Source organism: Microbacterium sp. CR_7 (assembly GCF_041954755.1).
In the GTDB taxonomy this organism is placed as follows: domain Bacteria; phylum Actinomycetota; class Actinomycetes; order Actinomycetales; family Microbacteriaceae; genus Microbacterium.
On sequence record NZ_JAVAYF010000003.1, the window covers coordinates 387,219 to 405,110 of the forward strand.

Here is a 17,892-nt window from a genome sequence, read left to right on the forward strand (position 1 = left end):
CTCATCGTACGGGCTGCCCTTCGCGCTCAGACCGGGGGCGCGCGGATGGCGGTACGGCACCCGTGGGCGGAGAGTGGCTGATCAGGCCGAGTTCCCTGAGTTCGCCCCAGAGCTCAGGGGCGACCGGTCGGCTCCGCAGCCCGCTGTTGCGCGCGATCTGCTCGGCGCTCGCCCCGCCGAGCACGACGGCTGGCACCGCCGGATGGGTGAGCGGGTACTGCACCGCGAGCTCGGGGAGCGTATGCCCGTGGCGGGCGGCCACGCGCGCGATCGCGCGGGCACGCTCGACGATCTGCTCCCCCGCCGGTCCGTAGTCGAACATCGCGCCGGCCGCCGGGTCGTCCGTCGCGAGGATGCCCGAGTTGAACACCGCGGCGGCGAGCACACTCACACCGCGCTCCGCGGCGGCGGGCAGAAGGTCGTCGGCGGCGGACTCGTCGAGCAGCGTCCACCGTCCGGCGATCATCATCACGTCGGCATCCGTCTCGCGCACGAAGCGGGCCGGCATCGCACTCTGGTTCATGCCCGCCCCGAACGAGGTGATCACCCCCTGGTCGCGCAGCTCGGCGAGCGCCGGGAACGCCCCGTCCAGGGCCTCGCGCTCGAACTCGTCGGGGTCGTGCACGAGCACGATGTCGATGCGGTCGAGGCCGAGCCGCGTCAGCGAGTCCTCGATCGAGCGCAGCACGCCGTCCCGCGAATAGTCCCGGACCCGACGGTGGTCGGACGGCACGTCGAAGAGGTTCTCCAGATCGGTGCGGCCATCGGCATCCTGTGGCACGAGCAGCCGACCGACCTTCGTCGAGACGAGGAACTCGTCTCGCGGCAGGGCGCGCAGCCCTTCGCCCAGCCGTCGCTCCGCAAGCCCGAGGCCGTAGTGCGGGGCGACGTCGAAGTACCGCACGCCGCTGTCCCATGCCGCGGGGATGATCTGCTGCCACTCGTCGTCGCCGAGCGCGCGGTAGAGGTTGCCGAGCGCGGCGGCGCCGTAGGCGATCGGCGGGGCCGTGAGTCCCCCGCGACCGATGGCGACGGGTCGGGCATCGACGAGGCTCATGCGACGATCAGCCGGTCCAGCGCACGATCGTCCCACGGGATGCCGAGGCCGGGCGCCGTGGGCGCCCACCCCCTGCCGTTCTCGATGCGCAGCTCGCCCGTCGTCACGGCGCGCAGCTGCGGGATGTGCTCGAGGTACAGCGCGTTGGGGATCGCACAGGCGAGCGAGACGTGCAGCTCCATGAGGAAGTGCGGCGCCACCTTCGCGGTGAACGACTCCGCGAGGTGCGCGATCTTGAGCCAGGGGGTGATGCCGCCGACGCGCGCGACGTCGGCCTGCACGATCGACGCCCCGCCGCGCTGCAGGTGCTCACGGAAGTGCCCGAGCGAGTACATGCTCTCGCCGACCGCGATCGGCACCGACGTCGACCGGGCGAGCAGTCGGTGTCCCTCGATGTCTTCGGCGGGAAGGGGCTCCTCGAACCAGAACACGTCGACCTGCTCGAACAGGCGCGCACGGCGCACCGCCTCCGAGACGGAGAACGACTGGTTCGCGTCGACCATGATGTCGAGGTCGGGGCCGACGGCGTCACGCACGGCGCGCAGTCGGTCGAGGTCCTGGTGACCTCTCGGCATGCCGACCTTGATCTTGACTCCGCCCATGCCGCGCTCCTTCGCGGCGACCGCGTGCTCGACGAGCTCGTCGGTGCGGTAGTGCAGCCAGCCGCCCTCCGTGTCGTACATCGGCACCGAGGGGGAGGCCCCGCCGGCCGCGACCCAGAGGGGAAGGCCTGCACGCTTCGTCTTCGCATCCCAGACCGCGGTGTCGATCGCGGCGAGCGCGAGCGCCGTGATCGGGCCGACCGTCGTCGCCCGCGTGATGCCGAAGAGCGCCAGCCACACGGACTCCGGCCGCTCGGCCTCGAGTCCGATCAGCGCGGGCAGCAGCGTCTCGCGCAGCAGGCTCAGCACCGCGCCGCCGCCCGTGCCGATCGTGTAGCTGTAGCCGACGCCGTCGATGCCGTCCGCCGTGCGGATCCGCACGAGGATGGTCTCCTGCTTCACGAAGGTCTGCAGCGCGTCGGTGCGCTCGGTCTCGACAGGGATGTCGCAGAGCCGGGCCTCGGCGCGCACGATGCGGCTGCCCGCCGTGGCATCCGTCCGCACCTCGAGGCGTGTGTCGTCAGTGGTGGTCATCAGCGTCCTCCGAGTCCGCCCAGGGTGACCCCCTTGATCAGCTGACGCTGCAGTAGCAGCACCAGGATCAGCGAGGGGATGACGGCCAGGGTCGACGCCGCCATGAGCAGAGCCCACTGCGTGCCGAACTGGCCGGTGAACATGCCGAGTCCCAGGGGGACCGTCGCCATGTCCTGCGTGTTGATGATGATGAGCGGCCACAGGTACGAGTTCCAGTAGCCGATGAACGAGAAGACCGCCAGCACGCTCAGGGGAGCCGTGAGCTGCGGCAGCAGCACCGACCACAGGGTGCGCAGCCGGGAGGCGCCGTCGATCAGCGCCGCCTCCTCGTACTCGAGCGGGATGGTGAGGAAGAACTGCCGCATGAGGAACGTGCCGAACGCCGTGAACGCGAACGGGATGATCAGGGCCGCGTAGGTGTCGTTGAGCCCCCAGCCGTTGATCATGATGAACAGCGGGACGACCAGCACCTCCTGCGGCAGCACCAGCGTGAGCACGAACAGGAGGAACAGCTTGTCGCGGAAGCGGAAGCGGAGTCGCGAGAACGCGTAGGCCGAGAGCACGGCGACGACGACCGACAGCGCGGCGCCGAGGATCGCGACGAACAGTCCGTTGAGGATGAAGCGTCCGAACGGCACGACAGTCCACGCCTCGACGAAGTTCGCCCACCGGATCTCGGATCCGAAGATCTGCGGCGTCTCGGTGAAGACCTCGTTCTCGGGTTTCAGCGCCGTGAGGAACATCCAGATGAACGGGAACGCGAAGATCACCGCCACCACGGCGATCGCGGCGGTGTTCAGCCACTCCTTCACGGTGGTCCGCCGCTGCTTCGCTCGCCGCGGGAGCACCAGCAGGGCGGTGGCGGAGAGGTCGCGGTCACTCATAGTTCACCCACTTGCGCTGGCCGACGAACTGCAGCGCCGTGATGAGCATGACCACGACGAAGAGGATCCACGCGAGGGCGGATGCGTAGCCGAGCCGATCGAAGACGAAACCGTTCCGGTACAGATACAGCACGAACGTGTTGGTGCTCTCGCCCGGGCCGCCCTGCGTCAGGAACAGCGGCTGCACGAACACCTGGAAGGCGCCGATCATGGTCATGGTCGAGCAGAAGAAGAGCGAGGGCGACAGCAGCGGGAGGATGATGAAGCGCAGCCGCTGCCACGCGGTCGTACCGTCGATGCGGGACGCCTCGAGGAGCTCCTTCGGGATGGCGCTGAGGCCGGCCGAGAGCACGATGACGTTGTAGCCGAACGACTGCCACACCGACATGGCGATCACCGACGGGAGCGCCCAGGCCGAATCCGAGAGCCAGTTGGGTCCGTCGATCCCGACCGTCGCGAGCATCGAGTTGACGAGCCCGTCCTGCGAGAGCAGCAGCCGCCACACCAGCGCGTTCGCGACCATCGGCGTGATCACCGGTAGGAAGAAGACCACCCGCCACGCACCCGCCGCCTTCATGCGGGTGTTGAGCCAGAGCGAGATCGTGAGCGCGACGAACAGGTTCAGGGCCGTGTAGACCACCGCGAAGATCACGGTGTTGCCCAGCACGGTGTAGAACGTCGGGTCGCGGAACAGCTTCACGTAGTTGTCGACGCCGATGAAGTCGGGGCTGCCGAACAGCTTCCAGTCGAAGAGGCTGATGAACGCCGAGCCGAACAGCGGCGTGAGGATGAACAGGACGAACCCGATCATCCCCGGCGCGAGGAACGCGACGGCGACCCACGCCTGGCCGCGCCGACGCGGCATCCGCGGAGCCTTCGGGGTGGGGACGCCGAGCGCCCCCATCCCTCCGGGCAGCGCAGAGGAGGCGGCAGCCTCTCTCCGGTCGCTCATGACGGCCATGCGCTCAGCCCGCCACCGAGTTCTGGATGGTGTCCATGATCTCCGCGGCCGTCAGCTCGCCGCGGTAGCCCTGCACGCCGTACTGCGTCATGAGGGTCTCGACCTGGTTCCAGGTGGGAGTCGTGCGCTGCGGCGTCGCGTCGGACAGCAGCGCCTCGACGACATCGGCCGCGCCCTCGGTCTTGCCCTCGGCCCAGGCCGGCAGCGCCTCGATGCGAGCGGGGACGATGCCGCGCGCCTCAGCCTGCTTCTCCTGCACCGACAGCGAGGTGAGCGCCTCGATCGCCGCGAACGCCTCCTCGGGGCGCTCGCAGTTGGCGGCGATCCCGAAGCCCGAGCCGGCGGTCATGGCCGCGGCGCTGCCGCTGGTCGACGGCACGATCGTGACGCCGAGCGTGAAGTCGGCGGCCTCGGCGAAGCTGCCGTACATCCACGGCCCCTCGATGAGCATCGGCACCGCACCGGACGTGAACGCCTGCTGCGACACCTCCGAGCCGTCGGCCGCCTCGGGCGCCTTCGCGACCTGGTCGACCGCGACGAGATCGAAGAAGCTCTGGATCTGCTCGACGAAGTCCGGGTTGGTCAGGTCGAGCTCGCCGTCCTCGGTCACGGCCGGAACGCCGTCGGCCAGCGACCAGGCGTTCGGGATGAAGATGCCGGGTGCCAGAGCGAGCCCCTTCTTGTCGCCGTCGGTCAGGGCCTTCGCGTCGGAGATGAACTGGTCGCGCGTGTACTCGGTGCCGGGGAGCTCCAGGCCGGCGGCCTGGAACGCCTCCACGTTGTAGAACAGCACGATGGGCTCGGCGTCGTACGGGATCGCCCGGATCGTGCCGTCGACCGTCATGCCGGCGAGCATCGACGCGTCGATCTCGTCGGTGTCGAACCCGGCCTCCTCGATGAGGTCGTCGAGCGGCATCAGCAGGTCGCCGAGCTCCTGGGCCCTGGCGGCCTGCGTGGTCAGCAGGCACGGCGGGTTGCTGCCGCTGAGGCGCGTCTTGACCTTGGTCCAGTAGTCGGAGAAGCTCGGACCCTCGACGGAGATGTCGAGGTCGGGATCCTCGGCCTTCGCACCGGCGATGAAGTCGGCCCACTGCTCCTGGTCGCCCTCGCTGGCGGCCCAGGTGTAGAGCACGAGCGGACCGCCGGCGTCGCCGCCGCCTCCGCCCGAGCTGCTCGCGCACCCGGCGAGGGTGACCGCGGCGAGTCCGGCGACGCCGGAGACGATCAGGCGCCTGGCGCGGCGCGTGGGGACTGCATTCATACTGTCTGCCTCCTTCATTGGATGCATCATCGATGCGTGGGTGAGGGGTACCGCTCGGATGCCGTCCGGCCTCGATCGGGGTGGAGGTGGTCCGGACGCTGTCACGTCTGTGTTCAGGTGGTGGAGAAGTCGATGGCGACGACGTCGACCAGCGCTCCGCTCGGGTCGGGGGCGACGATGCGCAGTTCGCCCAGGTCGTCGCCGGCGGTCGAGGCCTCGTGCACCTCGAAGGTCGCGTCGTGCTGCAGGTCGAGGCCGTCGGCCAGCCGGTGCACGCGGGTGATGCGCCGCACCGGGAGCCCGCGAACGATGATCTCCTCGACCGGCAGGGCCGTGAGGTGCAGGTAGAGTCGCCCCTTTCGAGCCGTCGTCGGTCCGTGGAAGTCGATTCCCTCGGTGGGGTCGACGCCGATCACGGACTCGGCGTGCGACGGCATCCAGTCGGCGAACTCCTGCAGCCGTTCCCGTTCGACCTCGGGAAGCGTGCCGTCGGGGCCTGGGCCGACGTTGAGCAGCAGGTTGCCGCCGCGCGCCACGACGTCGATGAGCGTGACGAGCAGCGAGCGCGCCGACTTCTCGTTGTCGGGACCACGGCGGTAGGCCCAGTGGTCGCCGATCGTGAGGCACAGCTCCCACGGACCGGTCGGTGCGGTGAGCGGGAAGCCCTGCTCAGGGGTGCGGTAGTCGCCCTGTCCGGGCAGCCGGTCGTTGATCACGACATCCGGCTGCAGCTCCTTGATGAGACGCCGCAGCGCGGGGGCCGTCCATTCGACCGCTGAGCGCTCCCAGTCGCCGTCGAACCACAGCAGGTCGATCGTGCCGTAGTTGCTCAGCAGCTCGCGCAGCTGTGCGCGGACGTACTCCAGGTAGCGTTCCCATTCCTCGGGACTCGACCGGCGGTGGCGGTCGGTCGCGTCGGGCGTGTCCGCGAACTCCGGGAGCCCGGCGGCCGGCCAGTGCTCGAGCTTGTAGGGGAGGTCCTCATCACGGAACGCCGGGTAGTCGGGGTGGTTCCAGTCCGGGAGGCTGTAGTAGATCCCGACTCGGAGCCCCTCCGCGCGCACGGCATCGACGAACTCGCGGGTGATGTCGCGCTGGAAGGGCCCGTGCTCGACGCCGAAGTCCGACTGCGCGGTGAAGAACATGTTGTAGCCCGCGTGGTGCCGGGCGGTGAAGACGACGTAGGTGGCACCCGCCTCGCGCGCCCGCCGGGCGAGGTCTGCGGCATCCCATTCTGTCGGGTCGAACGTCGGCGCGGTCGCCTGGTACTCGGCGACCGTGACGCGGTCCTCGACGGCATCCTGGCCGGGGATGATCGAGCGTCCGACGAGCGGCCAGGAGATCTCGATGCCCTGCTGGGACGCCTGGTCCCAGTGCACGAAGATGCCGAAACCCGCGTCGCTGAACCATTCGCCGCCCGGGATGCGGTCGGTCGGCCGTCGGAAGGCTGCTGCGTCTGTCATGACTCTCCTCGTCGAGATCACAATTTCCTATAGGATACCTGATACGCAATATATCCCACAACGGAGTGAAGGGGAAGCGCCGATGGCCATGTTCGAGAAGGATGCCGTCCGACCCGCCGAGTACCGCCGTTTCGAGCGGCCGCTGCCCGAGTGGTACCGCGGCGCCGCCCTCGGAATCTTCGTGCACTGGGGGCCGTATTCGGTTCCTGCCTGGGCCGAGCCGACGGGCGAGCTCGGTGCCGTGTCCCGCGAGGAGTGGTACGCCCATAACCCTTACGCGGAGTGGTACGCCAACACGATCCGCATCGAGGGATCCCCGGCGCGCGAGCATCACGAGACCGTGCACGGCGGCGCCCCGTACGACGACTTCCTCGATCAGTGGCGTGCCGAGGAGTTCGACCCGGACGAGGTGCTCGCCGTGGTCGCCGCGACCGGGGCGCGCTACTTCATCCCCACGACCAAGCACCACGACGGCGTCACGCTGTGGGACGCTCCGGGAACCAACGGCCGGAACACGGTCGCGCGCGGACCTCGCCGCGACCTGATCGGCGCCTTCGCCGACGCCACCAGGCGGGCCGGCCTGCGCTTCGGCGTCTACTACTCGGGCGGCCTCGACTGGCACTTCTCCGACCTGCCGCCCATCGATCACGACGGTGCCCCCGCCCCGGACGACCTCCCCTACGCCGCGTACGCGCACGACCATCTCGTCGACCTGGTCGAGCGGTACCGCCCCGACATCCTGTGGGGCGACATCCGCTGGCCGGAGGCGGGCATCGCACCCGGCCCGAAGAGTCTCGCGCACGCGTTCGACGTCTTCTACGACGCGGTGCCGGACGGGGTGGTCAACGATCGGTGGGGCGAGTCGCACTGGGACTTCCGCACGAGCGAGTACGTGCACGGCACGGCGGTGGAAGTCGGAGAGGGGTGGGAGAACACCCGTGGCATCGGCCTCTCCTTCGGCCACAACCGCAACGAGACGTCCGAGCACCTGCTCTCGGCGGAGGATGCCGTTCGGCTGCTCGTCGACGTCGTCTCCCGCGGCGGCAACCTGCTGCTGAACATCGGCCTCGATGCGGCGGGCCGCATCCCCGAGCTCCAGCGGCAGACGCTCGACGGCATCGCGGCGTGGACCGCCCGGCATGGCCACGCCGTCTTCGACGCCCGACCGGTGGACGGTCTGACCCCTGCCGACGACCCGTGGGTGCGCTGGACCCGCTCCGGCGACACCGTGCACGCCGTGGTCGATGCGCGCGGAGCCGTCCGTCTTCCCGACCCCGCCGGACTGCTCGACGAGAAGACCGCTCGCATCGCCGGCACGCCGGTCTCCGCGACCAGCGCCGGGGATGCCATCCTGGTCGAGACGACGGACGGCGACGGCCCCGTCGCGATCTCCTTCCGGACCCGCACCTGACGAAAGGCCGCTCATCATGCGCATCGCCCTGCACTCCGAGATCCGCGAGGGCGCGATCGACGACTACCGCACGAACCACGCGCGGATCCCCGACGACCTCGCCGCGACCTTCGCACGCATCGGCATCCACGACTGGACGATCTGGCGCTCGGGGCATCGCCTGTTCCACCTCGTCGAGTGCGACGACTGGGATGCCGCGGTCGCGGCTCTCGCCGACGACCCCGCCGACCACGCCTGGCAGGCCGACATCGGCCGCTTCGTCGAGCTGTTCCGCGATGCCGACGGCGCCGAGGGCACCGCGCCCCTCGAGCAGGTGTGGGACCTCTCGGCGCAGCGCGACGCCTGAAGCACGGTGCGGATCGCTCGTCGGTCGCGTGGCAGAGTAGGCCCGTGACGCGGACGTGGGTGCGGGAGCTGACGGGATGGATGCTGGCCGCCGCCGTCGCGCTGATCACCGCGGCGAGCGTGGCGTCGTCGCCCCGCGCCGAGCTGATCTTCCGCGACGGCGACTCGCTCATCGTCGCCCTCCTGTCTCGCTCGATCCTCAGCGGGGAGACGCTGGACTGGGCGATGTCGAGTGTGCTGTTCCTCCCCGAGACGGCCCTGTTCGCCGGCCTCCGCGCCCTTCTTCCGCTCGGGGTCGACGGCTTGTTCGCGGTGAGTGCAGTCGTCGGCGTGCTCGCCCTGTACGGAGCGATCCGTCTCGTCGCGGGCCGCGCGACAGCGGGGCGCGCTCCCGTCGGCTGGTCCGTCGTCGCCGTCGCCGTCTTCGGCCTCCTGGCGATGACCGAGACGTCGGCGTCGCGGGACGCCCTCGAACTCGCCTCGCTGCAGCTCACGACGACCTACTACTCCGCGACGGTCGTCGCCGTGGTGGTGTCGACCGGCCTGACGCGACGGGCGCTCGACGGCAGCGCTCACACCGTCGCGCTCGGCGTCACGCTCGGCGCGGTCGCCGCGCTCTCGGCTCTCACCAACCCCCTCTATGCGGCCTGGTTCACCGCGCCGTACCTCGTGGTGTCCGCCGCGTTCGTGTTCCGCCGTGGCCCTCGCGCGTCTGCGATCGGCCTCATGGTGGCGGCGGTCGCGGGCACCGGCCTCGGCCTCCTCTTCCGCATTCCGTTCGCGGCATGGATCGCAAACACGGGTGCGGGATACGTCCAACCGTCGTTGTGGCGGGAGTCGATCGGGTATTACGCCGATCTTGCGGTGCAGCGTCTGCAGTCGCCGCTCGGGGTCGTCGCCCTCTTCGTCGGGCTCGCACTCCTCGCTCTCGGCGTGATCCGCAGCATCCGCGCCGATGACCCGGCGTCGCGAATGGTCGCCCTCGCGTCGTGGGCCTTCCCCGTCGCGGTCGCCCTCGGCGCGATCGCTCTCGGTACCCATGCCTCGCGCTACCTCGAGCCGATCGCGTTCCTGCCCGTGCTCTCACTCGTGGCCTCTCCGCGAGCACTCCGCTTCCCGACGCGGGCACGCCGCGCCGTCGTCGCGGTCGCCGCCGTGGTCGTCCTCGCCCTCGGGGCGGTGAGCGCACCCCGTCTCGCGATCGCCGCGACCGAGGCATCCGATGACGCCGATCTCGCCTGCGTCACCGACTGGATCGACGCGTCGGGGCGCAGCGGCGCCGGCCAGTTCTGGACCGCCCGGCTGCCCAAGCTGCACCTCGGGGATCCTTCTCAGCTCGTGCAGGTCGACCATCGGCTGAACGGCTATGCCTGGCTCGTGAACCGCGAGGACTTCGGGGTGCGCGAAGTGACGTTCCTCGTGGAGGACTCGCAGTCGGTGCCGTGGGAGCTGCCCGCCTCCGCGGTACCGGATGACATCGTCGGCTGCGGCCGTTGGACGATACTCGACTTCGCGTCGACACCGCTGCCGCTCGGGCCGGCGCACTCCTGATCCGACGTCGTCGGGCCCGGGATCAGCGGCGCGGCGCGGCCGTCGTGGTCCCCGCCCGGAAGCGGCACGTCAGGTGCAGCGACACCCCCGGCTCGCCCCGCAGCATCCGCGCGACCTGTTCGCCCGCGGCGCGGCCCTTCTCGACCGCGGGCTGCACGCTCGTCGTGAGCACGAGGTCCCCCAGTCCGTCGGCGTCGATGCCGTCGAAACCGGCGACGGAGAGGTCGTCCGGCACCCGGAGTCCGAGCTCCTCGGCCGCGCGGATGACGCCGACCGCGAGCAGGTCGCTCTGCGCGAAGATCGCCGTCGGGCGCGATGCGGGATCCTCGAGCAGCATCCGGCCGACCAGCAGACCCTCGTCGATCAGGCTGCCAGACGCCGAGATCGCCGGGGCGTCGGGGAAGATCTCGCGCATGCCTGCCAGACGATCCACGGTGACGTCGACCGTGGCCGCGGCGATGCGCTCCGTCGTGACCGGACCGCGCACGCGGTCCTGGTCGAGCGGCAGCGTGACGAGGGCGACGTCGCAGTGTCCGAGCTCGCGGAGGTGCCGCGCGACGTCCGCCGCGGCCGCCTGATTGTCGAGTGTGATTCGGGGGATGCCGTCGCCCGCGTCGCCCTCGATCACGACGACGGGGAGCCCTCGACCGCGCACGACATCGAGAGAAGCCCGGGTGCGACCGGAGCATCCGATCAGCACGACGGCGTCGACCGGCGCGCTCGCGAGAGGCGATCCATCGTCGCCCGGCTCGTCGCGCATGAGCAGGACGCCGGCGCTCAGTTCTGCGAGCCCGTCGGTGAGGCCGTCCATCATCGCCGTCGTCACGGGGTCGAGGAACGCCGCCCGCAGATGCCCTTCGAGCACGACAGCGACGATGCCGCTGCGGCCCCGCCGCAGGGAGGCCGCTCGCGGGTCGGGTCCCGCGTAGCCGAGCTCCGCCGCCGCGGCGAGGACCTTCTCCCGGGTGGCGGGGGCGACGTTGGCCTTGCCGCTGAAGACGACGGATGCCGTGGAGGTCGCGACCCCCGCCTCGCGCGCGACATCGGCGATGGTCGCGCGACGCGGAGTTTCGGGACTGCTCATACTCCGAGGATAACCCGCCGCGGGTATGCGGGATCGAATCGATTCGATAGGCTTTCCCCATGCAGCACGTCCTCACCCGCCCGCAGTACGTCCGCTGGCGCACCGCGATCTTCGCGATCTTCTTCATCAGCGGCCTGTCTGTCGCGACCTGGGCGTCGCGGGTGCCCAGCATCAAGACCGCGCTCGAGATCGACAAGGCGCAGGTCGGGCTGCTGCTGCTCGGGGGCGGCATCGCGTCGATCATCGGCATCTCCTCGAGCCCAGCGATCATGGCGCGCACCGGTGCGCGTCTCGGCATGACGCTGTCGATCGCCACGTTCGCCTCGGGCGTCGCGCTGATCGGCATCGGCGCGAACCTCTTCGGCTCGTTCCCGGTGGTGCTGATCGGGCTGGCCCTGTTCGGCCTCGGCAACGGCTGCATCGACGTGATGATGAACGTGGAGGCGACCGCGATCGAACAGCACGCGAGCAAGACGATCCTGCCGCTGTTCCACGCCTTCTTCAGCTTCGGCACCGTCGCAGGAGCCGGCCTCGGCGCCCTCGCCGCGCAGCTGCACATCGACGTCTTCCTGCACACCCTCGCCACGGCGATCCTCATCGCGGTGATCGGCGCGGTCAGCATCATCAACGTCCCCGCGCGCAGTGAGGCGCTCGACACCGAGGCCGGGTCGGGTGAGAAGCCGCACTGGCGCGAGCGCATGCACCTGGCGCTGGAGGCCTGGCGCGAGCCGCGCACCTACGCGCTCGGCGTCGTCATGCTCGGCATGTCCTTCGCAGAGGGCGGTGCGAACGACTGGCTCGCGCTCGGCGTGGCCGAGGACCACGGCGGCGGCACGGCTCTCGGCGCCGCGGCGCTCGCGACCTTCTCCGTGGCGATGACCGCCGTGCGGATCTTCGGCGGTCCGCTCGTCGACCGCTTCGGGCGCGTCATCGTGCTGCGCATCCTCGCCCTGACGGCGGCCGCCGGCATCCTGCTGTTCATCCTCGCGCCGACGCTGCCGCTCGTGTTTGTCGGCGCTGCACTGTGGGGCGTGGGCGCCTCCCTCGGATTCCCGCTGGGCATGTCGGCCGCTGCCGACGATCCGGCCAAGGCGGCGGCGCGCGTGAGCGCGGCGGCGACCATCGGGTACATCTCGTTCCTGGGCGGCCCGCCCGTGCTCGGATTCATCAGCGAGCACATCGGACTGCTCAACACGCTGTTCATCCTCGTCGCGCTCGCTGCCCTCTCCGGTCTGTTCTCGGGCGCCGCCCGCCCCCTCCGCGAGGACGAGAAGACGCCGGTCCCGACGCGCTGACGTCGACCGCGCTCGATGCGGTTAGGCTCGTCGGGTGCGTCTCGTCATCGCCCGCTGCTCCGTCGACTACACCGGGCGGCTGAATGCCCACCTGCCCCTCGCCACGCGCCTGCTGGTGCACAAGGGCGACGGCAGCCTTCTCGTGCACTCCGACGGCGGCAGCTACAAGCCGCTCAACTGGATGAGCCCTCCCTGCTCGCTCTCGACCGAGGCGCCAGGTGAGGAGGAGGCGAGCGCGGGGGTGACCGAGGTGTGGCGCGTCACGCACAAGAAGACCGGTGACGCGCTGCGCGTGCAGATCTACGAGGTCATCCACGACTCGAACCACGACCTGGGCATCGACCCCGGTCTGCAGAAGGACGGCGTCGAGGCTGACCTGCAGCGCCTTCTCGCGGAGCAGGTGGATCGGATCGCCGACGGTGCCACGCTCGTGCGCCGCGAGTACCCCACCGCGATCGGCCCGGTCGACCTGCTGGTGCGGGATGCCGACGGCGTGGCCATCGCGGTGGAGGTCAAGCGCCGTGGCGACATCGACGGCGTCGAGCAGCTCACGCGCTACCTCGACCTGCTCCGCCGCGACCCCCACCTGTCACCCGTGCAGGGAGTGTTCGCCGCTCAGGAGATCAAACCGCAGGCACGCGTCCTGGCCGAGGACCGCGGCATCCGCTGCCTCGTTCTCGACTACGACGACATGAAGGGCATCGAGTCCGGCATCCCCCGGCTCTTCTGAGGTCAGCGCGATGTGACGAGTCGCGGGAGGGGTCCTTCGAGCCGCGCGATCGCGACCTTCACCTCGGAGAGCTCGTGCTCGACCCCGCTCATGCGGTTCTCGAGCCGATCGATCCGGGCGTCCGCCTTCTCGTCTGCACTCGCGAACCGGGCATCCGCCTTCTCGTCTGCACTCGCGAAGCGCGCGTCCCACTTGGCGTCCTGTGCCGCGACCCGTGCATCTTGAGCCGCAGCCCGCGCGTCCCACCGCGCTTCCTGAGCCGCAGCCCGCGCGTCCCACCGTGCCTCGGACGCCGCGAACCGCTCGTCCATCCTGGCGTCCGCCGCCGCGAACCGCGCATCCATCCGTGCGTCCGCCGCCGCGAACCGCGCATCCATCCTGGTGAGGAACCAGCCGCAGGCGCTGACGAACGCGACGATCACCGACACCGCGCATGCGATGATCGCGATGACTTCCATCGACACGTACATTCCCCCAGTCTTCTCCGCGTCCGCGGCGATGTCCCGACGGTAGCCGCATGAGATCCGGCATCCCGGTATCCGTGGATAAGCCCGCCGGGGCGGATTCTGTGCAGGACGGGTGCCCATACGCTGGAAGGTATGCCTCTCTCCCCCTACTCCTGCGTGCTGTGGGACGTCGACGGCACCATCGTCGACGCCTCCGTCGGCATCCTCCGTCGACTGAACGTGGCACTCACGCACTTCGGCCGGCCCGCGCCGACGCGCGACGAACTGATCCACTGGATCGGCCCGCCCATGTTCGACTCGTTCCAGGCCCAGGCGGGGATGACGCCCGAACAGGCGACGGAAGCCGTGTCGTTCTATCGCACGCTCGGCAAGGCCGACGGCTACACGACCGATATCGCCACCTACGCGGGGGTCCCGGAGATCCTCCGTGACGTGCATGCCGCCGGCATCCCGCAGGCGACCGCCAGTTCCAAGCCCGAGATCCAGGTCGACGCCATCGTCGACTTCCTGGAACTGCGCCCCTACTTCGTGACGACGGTCGGCGCCACGCCCGACGAGGCGACCCTCGCGACCAAGACCGATATCGTGGCCGAAGCCCTGCGCCGATTGGCCGCACGCGGCGTCGACATCTCACGGCCGGTGCTCATCGGCGACCGCCACCACGACGTCGAAGGAGGCGCCGCGAACGGGGTTCCGGTGATCTTCGTCGACTGGGGCTTCAGCGACGCGCACGAGGGCGACGACGCGGCGTTCCGCGTCTCCACGGCCGACGAGCTCCGCGACCTGCTGCTCGGCTGAGGCCGTTCAGGACCGGTGAAAGCACAGAACTCCCCGCCGGATGCCGCGCTCGTTGCGGCACCCGGTCAGGGAGTTCTGTAGGTCGCCCGCCTCAGAGAGGACGGATGTTCTCGGCCTGCAGGCCCTTGGGGCCCTGCGCGACGTCGAACTCGACTCGCTGGTTTTCCTCCAGCGAGCGGTAGCCGGAAGACTGGATGGCGGAGTAGTGCGCGAAAACGTCAGCGCCGCCGTCGTCGGGGGAGATGAAGCCGAAGCCCTTCTCCGAGTTGAACCACTTGACCGTGCCCTGGGTGCTCATTTACTGCCTGTTCTGCTGGGAAAAGAAGCCGACGCAGGATGCACCGACGTGGTCCACGCTAGTGGAGCACCGCCAGAGCGGAAGTCCCGGTGTCAGCCCGTAACCCAAATGTTGCATGAGCGACCTCTCGCCGTCACAACACCGTGGCGGCCGTCGAGCGTCATCGGCCTGGAAAATGGTGTGGCCCTCACCGCGGGGGGAGCGATGAGGGCCGAAGACGACCGGAGGGTGCGTCAGAGACCACCCTACCCCCTTCGCGGAGGATTTGTCCCCCATTTGGGGGACAAAGATGAAAATTGCGGAAACCCACAACGATAGCGGCCCCCTCGAGCGGCCCATTGGGGACTGAGCGACTCGAGGGGGCCCAATCGCATGCACGGATCGCCTTTGCCTCTGGGGAAGGCAGCCCGTCATCTGGGGTAGACGGAGCGATCAATCCCCTGTGCATGCACCTTCACCATAAACGAGGAAACACGATCGCGCCATGGGGTCGTCGCCGTGTCGCGGGAGCGTTCCCGCGAGAGCCCCGCCCGGCCCTTGGGTAGCCTGATCCGGTGACCATGCTGAACAAGGACATGACCCTCTGCATCTCGCTGTCGGCGCGACCGAGCAACAACGGCACCCGCTTCCACAACTTCCTCTACGAGGAGCTCGGGCTCAACTGGATCTACAAGGCGTTCGCGCCGACCGACCTCGGCCAGGCGATCGCGGGCGTGCGCGGTCTCGGCATCCGCGGCTGCGCCGTGTCGATGCCGTACAAGGAGGACGTGATCGCGCTCGTGGATCGCATGGACGCCTCCGCCTCCGCCATCGACTCCGTCAACACCATCGTGAACGACGACGGCGTGCTCACCGCGTACAACACCGACTACAGCGCGATCGCGCAACTCATCGAGCGCGGCGGTCTCGACCGTGCATCGTCGGTGCTGCTGCGCGGATCCGGCGGGATGGCGAAGGCCACCGCCGCCGCGTTCCGCGATGCCGGCTTCACCGAGGTGACCATCGCGGCCCGCAACGAGGAGCGGGGCCGCGGCCTCGCCGACCTCTACGGCTTCGCATGGACCCCGGATGCCGCCGGAGTCACCGCCGACGTCATCGTGAACATCACCCCGATCGGCATGGCCGGCGGCGCCGAGGCGCAGTCCCTGGCCTTCGACGCGGAGCAGATCGCCGCGGCATCCGTGGTGTTCGACGTCGTGGCCCTCCCCGCCGAGACGCCGCTGATCCAGGCGGCTCGTGCGGCCGGGAAGACCGTCATCACGGGCGCCGAGGTCGCGACGCTGCAGGCGCTCGAGCAGTTCGTGCTCTACACCGGCATCCGTCCGACCACCGAGCAGGTACGCGCGGCCGAGGAGTTCATGCGCGCGCAGTGACCCGGCTCAGGCGACGACGGTTCGCAGCGTGCCCGTGGCCGCCGATGTGGGGCGCCGCCGGGCGAGAACGCTCGCCACGACCATCACCACGAGAGCGGATGCCGTGATCGCGGCGCCGATCCAGATGGGCGAGGTGTAGCCGAGACCCGCGGAGATGCCGAGTCCGCCCGCCCACGCTCCGAGCGCGTTGCCGATGTTGAACGCGCCGATGTTCGCACCCGAGGCGAGCGTCGGAGCACCGCCCGCGTACTGCATGACGCGGCTCTGGAGTCCGGGCACCGTGCCGAAGCCGAACGCCCCCATCACCACGAGCAGGCCGATCGTCGCGGGCTGCGACCACGCCAGCATCCCGAAGAGGACGAGGATCGCGGCGAGAGCAGAGATGAACCAGAGCAGCGTGCGGTCGATCGCCCGGTCCGCGAGGCGGCCGCCCACCCAGTTGCCGACCACGAGCCCGGCCCCGAAAAGCACGAGCAGCCACGGCACGGCCGACGCCGCGAACCCCGTGACGCCGGTGAGCGTGTACGCGATGTAGGTGAAGGCGCCGAACATGCCGCCGAAGGCGAGGGCCGTCACGACGAGCGAGAACCAGACCTGGCCCGAGGCGAACGCGCGGAGCTCGTGCCGCAGGCTCACGGGGGCGTCGGAGGAGCGCGGCGCCGAGACGAGGAGTGCGATGCCGAGGAACGCGACGACGCCGATCGCGGAGATCACCCAGAACGTCGCGCGCCACCCGAACTGCTGGCCGATGAACGTGCCGAACGGAACCCCGAGCACGTTGGCCGCGGTGAGACCCGTGAACATGATCGCGATCGCACCGGCCTTCTTCGCCGGGGCGACGAGGCTCGACGCGACGACCGAGCCGATGCCGAAGAACGCACCGTGGCAGAGAGCCGCGACGATGCGGCCGATCATGGCCGTGGAGTAGTCGGGCGCGATCGCGGTCAGGGCGTTGCCCGCGATGAAGAGCACGACGAGTCCGAGCAGCACGGCCTTGCGCGGCAGGCGCGTCGTCGCGGCGGTGAGGCCGAGCGCCCCGACCACGACGCTCAGCGCGTAGCCGGAGATGAGCCAGCCCGCCGTGGCCTCGGTGACCCCGAAGTCGGCGGCCACCTCGGGCAGCAGGCCCATGATGACGAACTCGGTGAGTCCGATTCCGAAGGCGCCGATGGCGAGGGCGATGAGTCCGAGTGGCATGGGTGTGCTCCGTGGTGCTCTGCTAAAGTAGTTGCAGACGCGGGATATTGCGTCCGACGAGCAATCATTGCACGCGCAACTAGTCGGCGCAAGCAACTATCCGCGTCGGCAATGACTCAGGAGGTCACCATGGGCATCTCGGACGACGCCGTCGAGATCCGCGCGCGCGGCTGGCGCACGCTCGCCGCGCTCCACGGGCTGATCGACGCCGAGCTCGAACGGGCGCTCGGCGAGGCCGTCGGGCTCTCGGTCGTGGAGTACACCGTGCTCGATGCGCTCAGTCGTCAGGACGGCTGGCACATGCGGATGCAGCAGCTCGCCCGTGCCGCAGCTCTCAGCCCGAGCGCCACGACGCGTCTGGTGACCCGCCTGGAGGATCGCGGCCTGCTCACCCGCATCCTCTGCGCCGACGACCGACGCGGGATCTACACCGAGCTCACCGCAGCCGGACAGGCGCTCTACGAGAAGGCTCATCCGATCCACGACGACGCCCTCGAACGCACCCTGGGCGACGCGGTGACGCAGCCCGAACTCGCCCCGGTCGTGCATGCTCTGCAGAGCACCGCGGTCGGCGTCTGAGG

At 69.8% G+C, this 17,892-nt stretch carries 18 protein-coding genes; 8 read left to right on the top strand and 10 right to left on the bottom strand.

The genetic code is table 11. From position 1 onward, the window contains the following. Position 1 precedes the first annotated feature (1 nt). The 6 genes from RAC81_RS08005 to RAC81_RS08030 all read right to left on the bottom strand — a co-directional run bounded on the left by RAC81_RS08005 (position 2) and on the right by RAC81_RS08030 (position 6,762). Entirely contained in the window at positions 2-1,057 is a 1,056-nt protein-coding gene (locus tag RAC81_RS08005; protein WP_375081867.1) for an aldo/keto reductase, read from the bottom strand. Further along, entirely contained in the window at positions 1,054-2,193 is a 1,140-nt protein-coding gene (locus RAC81_RS08010) for a mandelate racemase/muconate lactonizing enzyme family protein (protein WP_375081868.1), read from the bottom strand. The genes RAC81_RS08005 and RAC81_RS08010 overlap by 4 nt, the downstream gene beginning before the upstream one ends. After that, positions 2,193-3,077 (bottom strand): carbohydrate ABC transporter permease, encoded by an 885-nt coding sequence (locus RAC81_RS08015; protein ID WP_375081869.1) that lies wholly within the window; start codon positions 3,075-3,077, stop codon positions 2,193-2,195. The genes RAC81_RS08010 and RAC81_RS08015 overlap by 1 nt, the downstream gene beginning before the upstream one ends. Continuing rightward, on the bottom strand, positions 3,070-4,029 hold the full coding sequence (locus RAC81_RS08020) for a carbohydrate ABC transporter permease (RefSeq protein WP_375081870.1): 960 nt from the start codon (positions 4,027-4,029) through the stop codon (positions 3,070-3,072). Before RAC81_RS08020 ends, RAC81_RS08015 begins: the two co-directional genes overlap by 8 nt. A gap of 13 nt (positions 4,030-4,042) precedes the next feature. Beyond that, positions 4,043-5,299 carry an ABC transporter substrate-binding protein gene (locus RAC81_RS08025; RefSeq protein ID WP_375081871.1) on the bottom strand — a complete coding sequence of 419 codons (1,257 nt, stop codon included), beginning with the start codon at positions 5,297-5,299 and terminating at the stop codon, positions 4,043-4,045. Between the two features lie 113 nt (positions 5,300-5,412). Next, positions 5,413-6,762: an alpha-L-fucosidase gene (locus tag RAC81_RS08030; RefSeq protein ID WP_375081872.1), complete on the bottom strand. Its 1,350-nt coding sequence runs from the start codon at positions 6,760-6,762 to the stop codon at positions 5,413-5,415. A gap of 82 nt (positions 6,763-6,844) precedes the next feature. Here RAC81_RS08030 and RAC81_RS08035 point away from each other — a divergent pair, with 82 nt between their 5' ends. From RAC81_RS08035 to RAC81_RS08045, 3 genes are read left to right on the top strand one after another with little or no spacing between them, the layout of a single operon-like run. Next, the gene (locus tag RAC81_RS08035; RefSeq protein WP_375081873.1) at positions 6,845-8,173 is read left to right on the top strand and encodes an alpha-L-fucosidase; all 1,329 of its coding nucleotides are present in this window, start codon (positions 6,845-6,847) and stop codon (positions 8,171-8,173) included. Between the two features lie 16 nt (positions 8,174-8,189). Continuing rightward, positions 8,190-8,519, top strand: coding sequence for an L-rhamnose mutarotase (locus RAC81_RS08040; protein WP_375081874.1), 330 nt, complete (start codon positions 8,190-8,192; stop codon positions 8,517-8,519). 44 nt (positions 8,520-8,563) lie between these two features. Continuing rightward, positions 8,564-10,069: a hypothetical protein gene (locus RAC81_RS08045; protein ID WP_375081875.1), complete on the top strand. Its 1,506-nt coding sequence runs from the start codon at positions 8,564-8,566 to the stop codon at positions 10,067-10,069. Between the two features lie 22 nt (positions 10,070-10,091). Here the strand turns inward: RAC81_RS08045 and RAC81_RS08050 are convergent, their stop codons facing one another. After that, entirely contained in the window at positions 10,092-11,153 is a 1,062-nt protein-coding gene (locus RAC81_RS08050) for a LacI family DNA-binding transcriptional regulator (protein ID WP_375081876.1), read from the bottom strand. Between the two features lie 59 nt (positions 11,154-11,212). Between RAC81_RS08050 and RAC81_RS08055 the strand changes: the two genes are divergently transcribed. Then, positions 11,213-12,448: an MFS transporter gene (locus RAC81_RS08055; RefSeq protein WP_375081877.1), complete on the top strand. Its 1,236-nt coding sequence runs from the start codon at positions 11,213-11,215 to the stop codon at positions 12,446-12,448. 34 nt (positions 12,449-12,482) lie between these two features. Next, the gene (nucS, locus tag RAC81_RS08060) at positions 12,483-13,178 is read left to right on the top strand and encodes an endonuclease NucS (RefSeq protein ID WP_375081878.1); all 696 of its coding nucleotides are present in this window, start codon (positions 12,483-12,485) and stop codon (positions 13,176-13,178) included. Between the two features lie 2 nt (positions 13,179-13,180). Here the strand turns inward: nucS and RAC81_RS08065 are convergent, their stop codons facing one another. Further along, entirely contained in the window at positions 13,181-13,648 is a 468-nt protein-coding gene (locus RAC81_RS08065; protein ID WP_375081879.1) for a response regulator, read from the bottom strand. Between the two features lie 129 nt (positions 13,649-13,777). Here RAC81_RS08065 and RAC81_RS08070 point away from each other — a divergent pair, with 129 nt between their 5' ends. Then, complete coding sequence (locus RAC81_RS08070; RefSeq protein WP_375081880.1) at positions 13,778-14,443, top strand: HAD hydrolase-like protein; 666 nt, start codon at positions 13,778-13,780, stop codon at positions 14,441-14,443. A 91-nt stretch (positions 14,444-14,534) separates the two neighbouring features. Here the strand turns inward: RAC81_RS08070 and RAC81_RS08075 are convergent, their stop codons facing one another. Then, a complete protein-coding gene (locus RAC81_RS08075) occupies positions 14,535-14,741 on the bottom strand; it encodes a cold-shock protein (protein ID WP_067356903.1) in 207 nt (68 codons plus the stop codon). Between the two features lie 554 nt (positions 14,742-15,295). Here RAC81_RS08075 and RAC81_RS08080 point away from each other — a divergent pair. Beyond that, positions 15,296-16,114 carry a shikimate 5-dehydrogenase gene (locus RAC81_RS08080; RefSeq protein WP_375081881.1) on the top strand — a complete coding sequence of 273 codons (819 nt, stop codon included), beginning with the start codon at positions 15,296-15,298 and terminating at the stop codon, positions 16,112-16,114. A 6-nt stretch (positions 16,115-16,120) separates the two neighbouring features. Here RAC81_RS08080 and RAC81_RS08085 read toward each other — a convergent pair whose 3' ends face one another. Beyond that, the gene (locus RAC81_RS08085; RefSeq protein ID WP_375081882.1) at positions 16,121-17,311 is read right to left on the bottom strand and encodes an MFS transporter; all 1,191 of its coding nucleotides are present in this window, start codon (positions 17,309-17,311) and stop codon (positions 16,121-16,123) included. A 129-nt stretch (positions 17,312-17,440) separates the two neighbouring features. On the opposite strand from RAC81_RS08085, the gene RAC81_RS08090 reads away from it, so the two are divergent. Next, positions 17,441-17,890, top strand: a complete 450-nt coding sequence (locus RAC81_RS08090; RefSeq protein WP_375081883.1) for a MarR family winged helix-turn-helix transcriptional regulator — start codon at positions 17,441-17,443, stop codon at positions 17,888-17,890. Positions 17,891-17,892 lie beyond the last annotated feature (2 nt).

Coding starts and splice junctions, on each gene's coding strand:
- RAC81_RS08005 (WP_375081867.1), bottom strand. CDS start 1,057: ATGAGCCTCGTCGATGCCCGACCCGTCGCCATCGGTCGCGGGGGACTC.
- RAC81_RS08010 (WP_375081868.1), bottom strand. CDS start 2,193: ATGACCACCACTGACGACACACGCCTCGAGGTGCGGACGGATGCCACG.
- RAC81_RS08015 (WP_375081869.1), bottom strand. CDS start 3,077: ATGAGTGACCGCGACCTCTCCGCCACCGCCCTGCTGGTGCTCCCGCGG.
- RAC81_RS08020 (WP_375081870.1), bottom strand. CDS start 4,029: ATGAGCGACCGGAGAGAGGCTGCCGCCTCCTCTGCGCTGCCCGGAGGG.
- RAC81_RS08025 (WP_375081871.1), bottom strand. CDS start 5,299: ATGAATGCAGTCCCCACGCGCCGCGCCAGGCGCCTGATCGTCTCCGGC.
- RAC81_RS08030 (WP_375081872.1), bottom strand. CDS start 6,762: ATGACAGACGCAGCAGCCTTCCGACGGCCGACCGACCGCATCCCGGGC.
- RAC81_RS08035 (WP_375081873.1), top strand. CDS start 6,845: ATGGCCATGTTCGAGAAGGATGCCGTCCGACCCGCCGAGTACCGCCGT.
- RAC81_RS08040 (WP_375081874.1), top strand. CDS start 8,190: ATGCGCATCGCCCTGCACTCCGAGATCCGCGAGGGCGCGATCGACGAC.
- RAC81_RS08050 (WP_375081876.1), bottom strand. CDS start 11,153: ATGAGCAGTCCCGAAACTCCGCGTCGCGCGACCATCGCCGATGTCGCG.
- RAC81_RS08055 (WP_375081877.1), top strand. CDS start 11,213: ATGCAGCACGTCCTCACCCGCCCGCAGTACGTCCGCTGGCGCACCGCG.
- RAC81_RS08065 (WP_375081879.1), bottom strand. CDS start 13,648: ATGTACGTGTCGATGGAAGTCATCGCGATCATCGCATGCGCGGTGTCG.
- RAC81_RS08070 (WP_375081880.1), top strand. CDS start 13,778: ATGCCTCTCTCCCCCTACTCCTGCGTGCTGTGGGACGTCGACGGCACC.
- RAC81_RS08075 (WP_067356903.1), bottom strand. CDS start 14,741: ATGAGCACCCAGGGCACGGTCAAGTGGTTCAACTCGGAGAAGGGCTTC.
- RAC81_RS08085 (WP_375081882.1), bottom strand. CDS start 17,311: ATGCCACTCGGACTCATCGCCCTCGCCATCGGCGCCTTCGGAATCGGA.
- RAC81_RS08090 (WP_375081883.1), top strand. CDS start 17,441: ATGGGCATCTCGGACGACGCCGTCGAGATCCGCGCGCGCGGCTGGCGC.